This window comes from Klebsiella sp. MS 92-3 (assembly GCF_000195655.1).
GTDB classification, from domain to species: Bacteria; Pseudomonadota; Gammaproteobacteria; order Enterobacterales; family Enterobacteriaceae; genus Klebsiella; species Klebsiella pneumoniae.
In genome coordinates this window covers 57,458-70,963 of sequence record NZ_GL882823.1, presented here as the reverse complement: position 1 = coordinate 70,963, position 13,506 = coordinate 57,458, and the positions used below count along the sequence as shown (strand labels likewise).

Genomic DNA, 13,506 nt, shown 5'->3' with positions numbered 1-13,506 from the left:
CCCCGCCGCGGCTCATCGCCGGGCGGGCCAGCAGCAGATTATTGACCTGGTTGAGCAGCGGTACGGCGCTGGCGAAGCCAAACTGGCCCACCACCGGCGTACCGTCCGGGCGCCCGGTCCAGATGCCTATCAGATATCGCGCATTGAGGCCGACCGCCCACGCGTCGCGATAGCCGTAGCTGGTGCCGGTTTTCCACGCCAGCGGCACCGCCTGCGGCAGCGAGGCATCGGGAACCGGTTGCGCTTCGCCGGCCAAAATACGCCGGACGATCCATGCCGCCCCGGGCGACATCAGCGCGCGCTCGGTCAATGGGTCGCTCGGCTTCAGGCGCAGCCGCGCCGCCTTGCCATGGCGGGCGAAGGCGCTGTACGCCGCGACAATATCTTCCAGCCGCGCCCCGGCGCCGCCGAGGATTAGCGACAGATTCGGCTCTGCGCCAGCGGGCAGCGTCAGGGGCAGCCCGGCGTTGCGTAAATTAGCCGCAAAGCGTTTTGGTCCATAGGCTTCGAGCACCTGCACCGCCGGCAGATTCAGCGACCGAACCAGCGCCTCGCTGGCGCTCACCGGGCCATGAAACCCGCTGTCGAAATTACCGGGGCGATAATCGCTAAAACGCCGTGGCACATCCTGTAATAGCGATGCCGGGTGAATCAGCCCCTCATCCATCGCCATCGCGTAGATAAAGGGTTTCAGCACCGACCCCGGCGAGCGTACCGCCGAGACCATATCAATATGGCCGAAGCGGCTGTCGTCGGTGATATCCGCCGAGCCCACCCAGCCGCGAACTTTCATATCCGTGTGGTCGACGACGACCATCGCCAGCGAACTGCGCGGCGGCAGGCGCGATTTCCAGTTCAGCGCCAGATCTTCCAGTTGCCGCTGCAGTCCGGCATCCAGAGTCGTCACCACCTTTTCATCACGACTGGTCGCCAGCGCCCGGCGTGAAAAAAGCGGCGCCAGCTGCGGCATCTGGCGCGGAAACAGCCATACTGGCTCCTCCATCGCTTCCTTTACCGCCTGTTCCGGCCAGACGCCCTGGCTGACCATTCGCGTAAGCACTTTATCACGCGCCGCCTGGGCCCGCTGCGGCCAGCGGTCCGGACGTAAACGACTGGGCGCCTGGGGAAGTACCGCCAGCAGCGCCGCCTCGCCGTAGCTAAGACTGGCAGGCGGCTTACCGAGATAGGCCCAGCTGGCCGCGCCGATCCCCTGCAGGGTGCCGCCAAACGGCGCGCGGTTCAGATAGAGGGTTAGAATGTCGCTTTTTGACAGATGCCACTCCAGCTGCAGCGCTCGCCACAGCTGGCGCAGCTTGCCGCCGAAGGTGCGTGGATGGGGATCAAGCAGGCGTGCCACCTGCATGGTAAGCGTGCTGCCGCCCGAGATAACTCGCCCGGAAGTAAGATCCTGCCAGGCGGCGCGCAGCACCGCGAAGGGATTGACCCCCGGATGGCGCCAGAACCAGCGGTCTTCATACTGGATGAGCGCCTGCAGATAGCGCGGCGACACGTCGGCGAGCGTGACCGGATAACGCCAGACGCCCTGCGCGTCGGCAAACCGCCACAGCGGCGTCCCGTCTTCCGCCACCACCACACGGGCAGGCGTGACGTCATGCAGCGGCAGCGGCCACAGGCGATCGGCCGCCAGCACCGCCAGCCACAGCAGAAAAATAAACGCCGCCAGCCAGCGCCAGCGGCGTTTTACCCGAGGCAATACGCGCATTTACGGCGTCACGGTGAGCGGACCGCTGGCCGCTCCTGTCGCCCGCCACTGCGGCGCATACATCGATTCCACCTGCGGCTGCGGGACCTGATAAGTGCCCGGCGTCACCGCCCGCGCCAGATAGACCAGCGTCACCGGCTGGCCTTCATTGACAGCGACGGCGGCGACGAAACGGTCATCGCGGAACTCGATATGCTGAATATCCGCCTGCTGCATCTGGTTAAGCAGGTTTTGCACCGCGTCGCCATTCTCCTGCAGGCTGGCGCTGCTGTTGGCCAGATTCTGGTTTTCCAGCTCCAGACCGGCTGGCAACAGATCAACCACCAGCGCGTCAGGCACGTTGCGTTTGGCGGTCACCTCCAGCTTGACGAGCACCAGTTCGCCGCTGCGCAGTGAAGACAGCGATTTCTGCTGCCCCTGGGTATCGAAAATAGTGCGTTCAATCCCCAGGACGTTACCGCCCGGCTGCGGCGCGCTTTGCGGATAGCCGCTGCTGTCGAGACGCAGCCACAGCGGCTGACTGCCGGTATTACTCACCTGCAGCGCCGCCAGCCGATCGCCGTCGAGGTTGCGGGTTTGCGCTTTGTCGCCGGCCAACGGCTCCGCCTGCAGCGAGGTTTTCGCCTGCCAGCTGCCCGGCAGGTCCGCCAGCGTACGTCCGGCAAGGAACAAGGCGTTGGTTTCCTGGGTCGACAGCCAGCGCTGGCCATAGGCCTCTTCCGACAGCGTGCTCAACAGCTGATTTTGCACCTCCGGCAGCAGCTTATTCTCTTCCAGCAGCGCCAGTTTCAGGGCGTTGTCGCGCAGCGGGCTACCGTAATCGCCCAGCCAACGATTCTCATCCTGGCGCGGGGTGGCAACCGCCAGCTTCAGGGCGGCGTCGCCGCGCGGCGCATCGCCCATAGTTTTCAGCGCAATGCCGAGCTGCAGCAGCGGCAAGCCGGATCGCGCCTGGTCGTGACGGCTCCAGATTTCACGCAAGGCGCCGAGCGGCGCTTTTTGCTGACGCGCCAGCACCAGCGCGGCGTATGCCTGGGCGGCAAAGCGGCTGGCCTGGGCGTCGTCGCTGTAGCGCACGGTCATCAGGCCCGGCTCCTGCAGATAGCGCAGCAGGCGCTCGTTGCCTTTATTAATGGCGTTGACCGGTACGCTATAGCCCTGCTCGCTGGCACGCACGAGGAAGTCCATGGCGTAGGCGGTCAGCCAGTACTCTTCCGGCCCCTCTCTATCCCATAGCGCAAAGCCGCCGTTTTCCAGCTGCATCTGCAGCAGGCGTGAAATACCGACATCGATGGCCGCGCGGCGTTTTTCGTCGCTGTCCCCGCTAATGCCCAGCGCCTTTAGCTGCGCCGCGCTGGTATACAGGGACGGGAACAGGCCGCTGGCGGTCTGCTCAAGGCAGCCGTAAGGATAGGCTTTCAGCTCGCGGATATAGCGGGCGAGATTCAACGGTGGTTTACCGCTGAGCAGCAGTTGGCCCTGCAGCGTTTGCGGGGCAAAGCCCTGGCTCTGCGCCGCCGGCGGCTGCCAGCTTTCACCTGGCTGCAGCACTGCGCCGCTGTTGACGGTCTGTGCCGGGTACGCCGGACGCACGCCGATTTTCCACTGTTTTTGCAGCGGGGCGAAGGTTTCGCCCGGCAGGCTCAGGCCGCTGATGGAGGCATTAACCTGACCATCGCCGAAGCCCGCCAGCGCGCTCACTGGTATAAACAGCGTGCTGCGCGCCCCCGGCGCCAGTTGCACCGGCGGCAGTTGGCCATCGGTCAAGGTCACCAGCCCGCTGGCGGTAAGATGTACCTGCAGGGTTTGCGGTTTGTCGGTCAGATTGCTGAGATCCAGCGCCAGCCGTGTGGTATCGCCGCTGGCGAGGAAGCGCGGGGTGTTCAGTTCGGCGATGACCGGGGCGGCCACCACCACTTTATCTTCGCTGCTGCCGAAGTCATCCGCCGTCCACGCCTGGGCCATCACCCGCAGCTCGCCGTTAAAATCGCCAATGGGTAACGTCACCGTGCCTTCGCCCTGCTCGTTCAATACCACCGGCTGCGCCTGCTGGGCGACGATCGTCACGTGGTTGACCGGCGGTTTGCCGCCGCGTTTTAACTCGTCGCCATCGCCGCCGAAGCGCAGGCTGGCCACACGTCCCTGCCCTTCGATCACCTGGCCGTAGATGTCATAGATATCTGCGCCGTAACGCTTCTGGCCAAAGAAGGCGTTCCACGGATCCGGGGTAGCGTAATCGGTGATATTCAGTACTCCGCTATCCACCGCCGAGAGCAGGACGTTGACCCGTTTCGGCGCCTCGCCCTCTTTGACGCTGGCTTTCACTTTCACCGTCAGCGGCTGGTTGGGGCGCATTTTGTCCGGGGCCTCCAGCGCCAGCGTCAGGCGACGGTTTTCATCGCCCAGCGGCAGATGCAGCAGGCCCACCGCGCGTTTCGGCGTTGCCGAGCGCGATTTATCGCCGGGACGAACCACCAGCGTGCTGAGGTAGAGGTCGTGGCGATTCCAGGTTTTATCCACCGGGATCGACAGGTCCATCCCCTCCGCCGGGACGTCAATTTCCTGCCACCACAGCGGCCCTTCGCTGGATTCCACCATTGCGTAGCCTTTACCCGCCGCCGGGGCGGCGATGTGCAGCCTGATGGTGTCGCCCGGTTTATAGCCAGGTTTGTCGAGCTTCATCGTTACGCGATCAGGACGCGCCGCGCCGGCGCCTTCGCTGTTATCCTGCCAGCTGTAGCCCGCCCAGAAGCGCACGCTGCTGACCACGTCGTCCGGTCCTTTCACCTCCAGGCGATAGGATCCCCACTCCACCGGGAAGCTCACTTTGCCGATCTGGCCGGCCTGCAGGTCCAGCGACTCCTCGCCCTCCTGCAGATCTTTTTGATCGAACTGCGACTGCCAGCCTTCGCTGTCGGACCAGTTCCAGTAGTAGTCGCGCCGCTCGCGGATCAGCCGCACCTGGAGACCGGAGATCGCTTTTTTCCCGCCTTTGACGTCGGCATAGACGATATCAAACGCGGCGTTACTGTTTTCATCCACCACCGGCTGTTTCACGGTGGTATCGGTGCGGTAATCGTAAACGTCCTTCAGCGTAAATTGCGGGCGGATCCCCGGCAGCGCCTCGGCGGGCCAGATCGGCTGCTTAACCGTACGGGTCACCGGGCGACCGCCGGATTCCAGCAGGCTGGCCTGCAACACCACCTGCAGCGGCGAATGGCTATCCTGCCACTGGCTTGAGGTAGTCACTTCGCCATGGCCTTTTTCGTCCAGCGTCAGCTGGACTTCATCCAGACTACGGGAGAGGTTTTCTTCCGCAATATCGCCGAACTGGAAGCCCGGCAGCGCAGCGACGGCGTCGCGCAGCGGGCGCAGGAACAGCTTGCCCTGCAGCTGGTTGCCGCTGGCCGGCGCGCCGTAGAGATAAGCGCCGCTAACGCCAAAGGTGACGTCGGCATCCGGCGCGACTGGCGCGGCCTGCGGCGTCAGGTTCAGGGCCATGCGTTCCGGCATAAAGTCTTCAACGTGGAAATCCCATTCGCGCGGCTGGTTGTCGCCGGCGCTGGCGCGAATGTGCCACATGCCGGTAGCCGCGCCGCTGTCGAGCGGATAAGTAAACTGGTACAGGCCATTCACTGGTTTACTCATCACCGAGCGGATCACCTGGCCGTCCGGCTGAACCACCTCCAGTTTCACCGGCTGCTCCGCCAGCGGCTTGCCGTCGCTATCGCGCAACAGCGCATTAAGGATCACCGTTTCGCCGGGACGATAGAGATCGCGCGGGCCAAACATAAAGAACTGTTTGCTAAAGCCGGGCGCGCCTGCGATAGAGAATTCCGCCAGATCCAGCGCCGGCAGCTTGAGGTCGAGGAGCGTGGTCTGCCCCTCTTTGCGCGCCAGCAGCAGCGCGGCTTCTTTATCGGTTTGCAGGGTGACGTGGCCCTGGCTGTCGCTTTTCGCTTCCGCCAGGGTCTGCCCTTTGGCATTGAGCAACTGCACCTCAATACCCGACTGGGCGGCGCCGTTTTCCAGACTCTGGGTAAAAACGTCCAGCCGGTTATGGTAGCGATGCGCCGAGACGCCGATATCGCTGAGGGTAAACAGCGTCGCCGCGTTGCTGTAGCTATAACGGCCCGCCGGGTTCATGACCGCCACGTAGACGCCAGGCTGCTGGAGCGGCTTGATGTCGCTCAGCGGCAGCAGCAGCTTTTCGCGAGTATTACGCGCCGGGTTGAGATCGAAGCGGCCGCTGTAGACCAGATCCGCCATCTTCAGCAGTTCATCAGATTCCCAGTTGCTTAACGAGTTACGGTATTCCCACTGACTGACAAAGGCGGAGAGCGATTCCGGCTTAATGCGGAAGAAATTAACGTCGACATTATTGACGTTCAGCGCCATCACCGGCAGCCCGGCGACCACGTTGCCCGGCAGCAGCGAGCCGCGGCTGGCAAACCCAACGCTCGGTGCGATATCGCGGGTGGTCAGGGTCTTCTCAAACGGTTTGTCGAGCGTCGCCTTGTTCAGGGCGGTCAGCGTCGGGTCGACCGAGACAATCAGCTCGCGCTTTGGCTCAAGGTGACGCAGACGCAGCTCTTTCAGATTCGGCGCCAGCTCCCATGCACCGTCCACCTTACCGCTTTTCTTGTCGACCAGATGCACACTGCGGGAGAAATCCTGGTCCGGCTGCAGCGGGACGGAAAACGTCAGCACCAGGGTCGCGGCGCCATCCAGTTGCACCTCCGAGGCGTCGAGGAGCGTCAGCGCTTTACCCTGGCTTTTTTCCGCCAGCGCCGCCAGCTGGGCGCGGTCCGGTTTTGCCGTCGCGCCTGGGTTGCTATCCGCGGCTGGCGCCGGGGCCGAGGCCTGCGGTGTACCGCTGTCATCACACCCGGTTAATGAAAATGCGGTAAGGAGCGCCAGTGATAGCGCCGCTAAACGAAATGGTTTCATCCTTCTAACCCCTCGGCCGATGAGCCTGATGCAATTTGTCACATTTATTATGCGTTATGGCGGCGCTTCTCAACAGTGACGAAGCGGGTTTCTGCCGATTAATCAGAAAAGTGCCGTGACGCCGTCCCCACTCTGGCGTCCTTAACTTGTCAGCGCCAGCTAAAACGCCGACAATTCAGTCATGAATAATAAAACGGAGGCACCTATGTCCACCTCGTTTTTTGTCGCTGCCGACTGGCTGGCAGAACATATTGATGCCCCGGAAATTCAGATTACCGCCGCCCGCATGGCGCCCGCCGGGCAGGAGGCCCTGCGGGATATGGCCGCGGAATACCGCGCCGGCCATGTGCCGAACGCGCTGTTTTTCGATATCGAGGCGCTATCCGACCACACCAGTCCGCTGCCGCATATGATGCCGCGGGCCGAAGCGTTTGCCGTCGCCATGCGCGAACTGGGCGTCTGCAGCGATAAGCATCTGGTGGTCTATGACGAAGGCAATCTGTTTTCCGCCCCGCGCGCGTGGTGGATGCTGCGCACCTTTGGCGTAGAGAAGGTGTCAATTCTGGCCGGCGGACTGGAGGGCTGGCGGCGCGACGAACTGCCGCTGGAACAAGGGATGCCGGAGGTGGCCGAAGGGGAATTCGACGTGCGGTTCGATCCTCAGCAAATTAAGCGTCTGACCGACGTCCTGTTGGTCAGCCATGAAGGATCGGCGCAGATTGTCGATGCCCGTCCGGCGGCCCGGTTTAACGGCCAGGCCGACGAACCGCGCCCGGGCCTGCGCCGCGGGCATATCCCCGGCGCGCTGAACGTACCGTGGACGGATCTGGTGATTAACGGCGAACTGAAAACCGTTGACGAGCTGAACGACATCTTTTTACGTCAGGGTGTCGATTTTGAACGGCCGATCATCGCCAGCTGCGGCTCGGGGGTGACGGCGGCGGTGGTCGTGCTGGCGCTCACCACGCTTGGCGTGAACGGCGTCTGCCTGTATGACGGCTCCTGGAGCGAATGGGGCGCGCGGAGCGATCTGCCGATTGAACCGGCCCCTGCCGCTCCGTAAACACGGCGTGACCGCGGGCCTCCCGTTCCGCGGTCACTAAATAATTTCTGATTTTCTCTCCCACTTTCTTCTGCTTCTCGCTAAACCGGTTACTCTGTGCTGCCGCAGGGCTTGTTCCTGCCGAGTTCGCTTTGCCTGATGGGGAGGCAGAGCACTGGTACAGAATTCCTCAGGGCTGATAGCGCATCCAGTCCATCCCAATCTGATGTCACCACAAGGAGTGAAAATGGCATTAGTCTCTAACCCACATTCGGCTTATTCACCGCGCCTTCCCTGGCTGGGAGGTATAGCTGGCCTGCTGGCAGGCGGCGCGATCCTTTATTTTTGGCCGCAATGGAACCGGACATGGCTAAGCCTGGTGCCTGCGCCAGTCTCCGTGTATACCCGCTTTCTCGGGGTCACTCTCGAAGACGTTCCGTTAGTCACCTATTGCCATCAGGCGCTGCTGGGTTTTCTGATGGTGCTGCTCGCGCCCGGTTACGGTAAGTCGACCCTTGCCGCGTGGATGATGCATAACCCAGCGTCAAGCTGGCGCTGGCCCGGCGAGGTATTCCGTGCCTGGGTCACAAAATTTGGCCTGCTGGTCATGGTCTTTTGCAATCTGTTCTTTTTGTCCCGGGTCCCATCCGAAACCCTGGCGTTATACATTTTTATTCTCCAGCACATCAGCGTTGCCGCGGCGGTGGCGTCAGGGGTGCTGCTCCTGCGTGACGCCCGGCGCCTGGCCCGCACGTTCGACGCTCAGCTGGCGGACCTGCGTCTTCTCATGATACTTACCCTCGGGTTCCAGACGATTTTGCCGGCGCAGATCGCGCTGATGAGCGCCCGGGGCGTGAATACGCCGCTGGGCTGGTACATTGTTATCGCGCAAATGGCAGGGGTGTTACTGGCGTTTATGCTGGTCGGCGGGCTGGTGGCAGCGCTACGTTCTCTGCTGGGCGAAGAGAGGTGCCGGGCCTGGCGCGGGGATATGGCGCTCTTCAACGGCATTGTCACACTGTGCGTGACGGGATTTCTCCTCTATCACATGGTGTCTGCCTATCCGCGAATCTTTGCCGCCCTGCATTAGCTTTTGCCACCCCGCTTTTGTGCCTCGAACTGGAAGCAGAAAGAAACAGCGGGGGCTGCCGCCCCCGCTGTCAGATAATGCGGTTCTGCTTAAAATCGCGCAGGAAGCTGCCCCAGCGCTTTTCATAGAACGGCGTGATATGGGCAATCATAAAGTGGCTGATGCCCTTCTCGCCTTCCACCACCTGGCAAATATCGATCGGTTCGTCGCCTGGCAAGGTATCGGTGGCCACGCTGCCGGTGGTCTGGATAATGGCTTCAATATCTCCTTCCGCTTCAATCCCGATCAATAAGTTTGCCGGCGCGTCGGCGCGCTCTTTAATCGAGCACAGAAACGCCCGCTTGACGGTCTTCAGCGTTTTGAACAACGTGGTCAGCGAATCGACCATCTGCGCCGGCGGTTCGGCGACTTCAGACAGCAGCAGCGCTTCGCCGCCTTCCAGTACCGTCTGGGTGCTCAGTGGGCTGCCCTCTTCGCCTAACAGATGGCTGATTTCCCGTGGGGTGAACTCTTTGCCGCTCGGCAGCTTCGGGTTGAGGAATAACGATTCGCCCAGCGTCATCGCCATCAGCGTGCGGGCCGGCATCATCACGAAAGCCTGTTCATCCGCCACCGCCTGCTGCAGCGCCTCCAGCGAGGTAAAGAATGGGATCACCGAGGTACCGTCGTCTTTTTCCCAATGCTGCAGATCCAGCGCGCTATCTTCGACAATCTGCTCGCCATCGGCTGCCCTGCCCGGCACCCAGACGGTGGCCTCCAGCAGCGCGCTGAAAAATGCCGGACGATGGGCAGGCTCAGTCGCCGCTTTTTCCAGCAGGGTTTCTAATTCATTTTTTGTATCTGACATAGTTTGGCTACTTCACAATGAATTGCCCGGCGGCCATTCGTCCACGCGGGCATATGGTTTTCCTGGCCGGGTAAGCGCAGCGCCACCCGGCAAGGCCATTACTCAGCTGTCAGCAGGTTAGCAATGGTACGCACGCCAAGCCCGGTGGCGCCCGCCGACCACTGCTCAACGGCAGATTTGCGGTAGGTTGCCGAACAGTCGATATGCAGCCAACCCTGATGGTAGTTTTCCACGAAGTGGGACAGGAAGCCCGCCGCGGTGCTGGCGCCGGCCGGATAGGCCGCGCTGCCGGTGTTGTTCAGGTCAGCAAAGTTGGACGGCAGCTGGTTGCGGTGGAACTCGGCCAGCGGCAGACGCCAGAAGGCTTCGTTTTCCGCCTGAGCGCTCGCCAGCAGGCGATTCGCCAGCGCATCGTCAAAGCTGAACAGCGCGTGGTAATCATTGCCCAACGCGGTTTTCGCCGCGCCGGTCAGGGTGGCGGCGTCGATGATCAGCTCTGGCTTCTGCGCCGAGGCGTCAATCAGGCCATCCGCCAGCACCAGGCGGCCTTCCGCGTCAGTGTTCATAACTTCAACGGTTTTGCCGTTGCGATAATGAATAATATCGCCCAGTTTGAAGGCGTTACCGCTGATCAGGTTGTCGGCGCAGCACAGGTAGAGCTTCACGCGTTTGTTCAGACCGCGGGTAATGGCGAAAGCCAGCGCGCCGGTGATAGTCGCCGCACCGCCCATATCGGATTTCATCGAATCCATAAAGGCGCTTTGCTTGATGCTGTAGCCGCCGGAATCAAAGGTGATGCCTTTGCCCACCAGGCAGGCGTATACCGGCGCCTCTTTATCGCCGGTCGGGTTATAGTCCAGCGCCAGCAGGACCGGCGGACGCTCGGAGCCGCGGCCCACGGTATGCAGCCCAAGATAGCCCTGCTCGCGCAGATCTTCGCCTTTGGTGATGCGATAGCTTATCTTCTCACCCGCCACGCCGCACAGCAGGTCGACAGCGCGCTGCGCCAGCTGCTCCGGACCCAGCTCTTCCGCCGGCGCATTGATGGTGTCGCGCACCCAGTCGATGATCGTCAGGCGGTTATCCAGCTCGCTGCGCTGCGCGTCGTCAAGGGATGGCCATTCGACCTGACGCTGACCTTTCGGCCCTTTATAGCCGGCCCAAAAGGCCCAGGCGCGATCGGTGTTCCAGCCTTCGCCGCTCAGGGCGACGTGCTTGATGCCCATGCCGTCAATTTTGCGCGCCGCGCGCTGGATAAGCCCGAGGTCGTCTTTACCGTTGAGATGTAGAGCGATGCCGTCGTTATTGATGCTCCAGGTCGCTTTTTCTCCCCAGCGTCCATCGGCTGGCTGAGTAGAAAGCGTAATCTTCATAGCTTCGGTCATTATCATTATCCTTCTTAGCAAACGGGCCACCCTATGGCAGCCCGTTAAAATGTTTTCGCTTAACGCGAAATTATTCGGCCTCGTCTAGCCAGACTAGCAGAATCGCCTCGAGAATTTTTTCATTGGATGCGTTTGGATCATCATCAAACTCTTCCAAATCGCAAATCCACTGATGCATGTCGGTAAAGCGAACGGTTTTCGGGTCGAGATCCGGGTAAGCGTCATACAAGGCTTCGCCGATTTCGCGACTGTCGGTCCATTTCAGTGCCATATTAGTGCTCGCGTGCGTGGTTGATGGTGTAACGCGGGATCTCAACGACCAGATCTTCGTCGGTGACGCGCGCCTGGCAGCTCAGACGGCTGTCAGGTTCCAGCCCCCAGGCTTTATCCAGCATGTCGTCTTCATCTTCGCTACTTTCCGCCAGCGAGTCAAAACCTTCACGCACGATGCAGTGGCAGGTGGTGCAGGCACAGGATTTTTCGCAGGCGTGTTCAATTTCGATACCGCTACGCAGCGCGGCATCGAGAATGGTTTCACCGGTCTCAGCTTCCACAACGATGCCATCCGGACACAGGTCCTGGTGGGGCAGAAATACAATTTTTGGCATTTTAAACCTCGTCCACGGATTGGCCTTTCAGCGCGATACGGACCGACTGATCCATACGGCGAGCGGCGAATTCCTGGGTTTGTGTGTCGATATTTTTAATCGCTTCTTTAATCGCGTCAGCGTCGTCGCCTGCCGCGGCGGCGCGTACCTGCTCCGCAGCGGCATCGATGGCCTGACGCTCCGCGGCGCTTAACAGCGCGGCGTCGGCGGCCAGCGCGCTTGTCAGGCTCTCCAGTACGCGCGCGGCTTCCACTTTCTGTTCAGCCAGCATGCGCGCCTGAATATCCTGTTCGGCGTAGCTCATCGAATCTTTAATCATGGTGGCGATTTCGCCATCGGTCAGACCGTAAGACGGTTTCACCTGGATGGAGGCTTCCACGCCGGTCGATTTTTCCATCGCCGTAACGCTCAGCAGGCCATCGGCATCCACCTGGAAGGTAACGCGAATATGCGCCCCGCCCGCCGGCAGCGCCGGGATACCGCGCAGCGCAAAGCGCGCCAGCGAACGGCAATCCTGGACCAGCTCACGCTCGCCCTGCATCACGTGAATGGACATCGCCGTCTGGCCATCTTTGAAGGTGGTAAACTCCTGCGCGCGGGCCACCGGAATGGTGGTATTACGCGGGATCACTTTCTCCACCAGGCCGCCCATGGTTTCCAGGCCTAACGACAGCGGGATAACGTCGAGCAGCAGCAGTTCGCTGTCCGGCTTGTTGCCCACCAGGATATCGGCCTGGATCGCCGCGCCGATGGCGACAACTTTGTCCGGGTCAATGGAGGTCAGCGGAGTGCGACCGAAGAACTCGCCAACGCGCTCACGCACCAGCGGCACGCGGGTCGAACCGCCGACCATCACCACTTCCAGCACTTCTTGCGCTTCAACGCCAGCGTCTTTTAGCGCCCGACGGCAGGCCATCAGGGTACGTTTTACCAGCGGGGCAATCAGATCGTTAAACTGGCTGCGGGTGATATCGCCCTGCCAGCCGCCGACCTCGACGTGCGCTGCCTCGGCATCGCTCAAGGCGATTTTCGCCGCGATGGCGGCATCCAGCAACTCACGCTGCAGACGGTTATCGCTGCGGTCGCTGAAGCCCGCCTGCTCGCGCAGGTAGTCAGCCAGCAGGTGATCGAAATCATCGCCGCCGAGAGCCGAGTCGCCGCCGGTGGCCAGCACTTCAAACACCCCGCGGCTTAAACGCAGAATGGAGATATCAAAGGTGCCGCCGCCGAGATCGTAGACCGCAATCACCCCTTCCTGGCCGGAGTCGAGGCCGTAGGCAATAGCCGCCGCGGTCGGCTCATTGAGCAGGCGCAGCACGTGCAGGCCCGCCAGACGCGCCGCGTCTTTGGTTCCCTGGCGCTGAGCGTCATCGAAGTAAGCGGGAACGGTAATGACCACGCCGTCGAGTTCGCCGGCCAGCGCTTCGGTCGCCCGGGCGGCCAGCGCTTTGAGGATATCGGCGGAGACGCGAATCGGGTTCAGCAGGCCGCCGGCGGTCTGGATCATCGGCAGGCCGTTTTCACTGGCCTGCAGCTGATACGGCAGATGCGGGTAACGGTTTTGAATATCGGTGAGGGAGCGCCCCATCATCCGCTTCACGGAGCTGATGGTATTGGCAGGATCCTGAGCGGCGTTAAGCCGGGCGTCATAGCCGACGGTCAGCCCCGAAGCGTGGTAGTTCACCACCGACGGCAGCAGATAGCGGCCTTGATGATCGGGCAGAGTCTCGGCCTGGCCGCTACGCACGGTAGCCACCAGAGAATTGGTGGTGCCCAGGTCGATACCGGCCGCCAGACGACGCTGGTGCGGCGCGGCGCTCAGGCCGGGCTCACTAATTTGTAATAAGGCCATAATTGCTTC

The 13,506-nt window shown here is 61.9% G+C and carries 8 protein-coding genes and 1 pseudogene; 2 read left to right on the top strand and 7 right to left on the bottom strand.

The window, feature by feature from the left end:
* Window positions 1-1,723 (bottom strand): annotated as a pseudogene (gene pbpC, locus HMPREF9538_RS10495) (peptidoglycan glycosyltransferase PbpC); the annotation flags it as partial.
* Window positions 1,724-6,673: an alpha-2-macroglobulin family protein gene (locus HMPREF9538_RS10500; RefSeq protein ID WP_009485458.1), complete on the bottom strand. Its 4,950-nt coding sequence runs from the start codon at window positions 6,671-6,673 to the stop codon at window positions 1,724-1,726.
* A gap of 205 nt (window positions 6,674-6,878) precedes the next feature.
* Between HMPREF9538_RS10500 and sseA the strand changes: the two genes are divergently transcribed.
* Window positions 6,879-7,736: a 3-mercaptopyruvate sulfurtransferase gene (gene sseA, locus HMPREF9538_RS10505; RefSeq protein ID WP_032457155.1), complete on the top strand. Its 858-nt coding sequence runs from the start codon at window positions 6,879-6,881 to the stop codon at window positions 7,734-7,736.
* 226 nt (window positions 7,737-7,962) lie between these two features.
* The gene (locus HMPREF9538_RS10510; RefSeq protein WP_020317152.1) at window positions 7,963-8,805 is read left to right on the top strand and encodes a hypothetical protein; all 843 of its coding nucleotides are present in this window, start codon (window positions 7,963-7,965) and stop codon (window positions 8,803-8,805) included.
* A 70-nt stretch (window positions 8,806-8,875) separates the two neighbouring features.
* On the opposite strand, the gene sseB is transcribed toward HMPREF9538_RS10510, so the two are convergent.
* From sseB to hscA, 5 genes are all read right to left on the bottom strand, one after another.
* Window positions 8,876-9,652 (bottom strand): enhanced serine sensitivity protein SseB, encoded by a 777-nt coding sequence (gene sseB, locus HMPREF9538_RS10515; protein ID WP_002913952.1) that lies wholly within the window; start codon window positions 9,650-9,652, stop codon window positions 8,876-8,878.
* Between the two features lie 98 nt (window positions 9,653-9,750).
* On the bottom strand, window positions 9,751-11,037 hold the full coding sequence (gene pepB, locus HMPREF9538_RS10520; protein WP_002913953.1) for an aminopeptidase PepB: 1,287 nt from the start codon (window positions 11,035-11,037) through the stop codon (window positions 9,751-9,753).
* Between the two features lie 70 nt (window positions 11,038-11,107).
* Entirely contained in the window at window positions 11,108-11,308 is a 201-nt protein-coding gene (gene iscX, locus HMPREF9538_RS10525) for a Fe-S cluster assembly protein IscX (protein ID WP_002913954.1), read from the bottom strand.
* A 1-nt stretch (window position 11,309) separates the two neighbouring features.
* Complete coding sequence (fdx, locus tag HMPREF9538_RS10530) at window positions 11,310-11,645, bottom strand: ISC system 2Fe-2S type ferredoxin (RefSeq protein ID WP_002913956.1); 336 nt, start codon at window positions 11,643-11,645, stop codon at window positions 11,310-11,312.
* 1 nt (window position 11,646) lies between these two features.
* Window positions 11,647-13,497 carry a Fe-S protein assembly chaperone HscA gene (hscA, locus tag HMPREF9538_RS10535; protein WP_009485454.1) on the bottom strand — a complete coding sequence of 617 codons (1,851 nt, stop codon included), beginning with the start codon at window positions 13,495-13,497 and terminating at the stop codon, window positions 11,647-11,649.
* Window positions 13,498-13,506 lie beyond the last annotated feature (9 nt).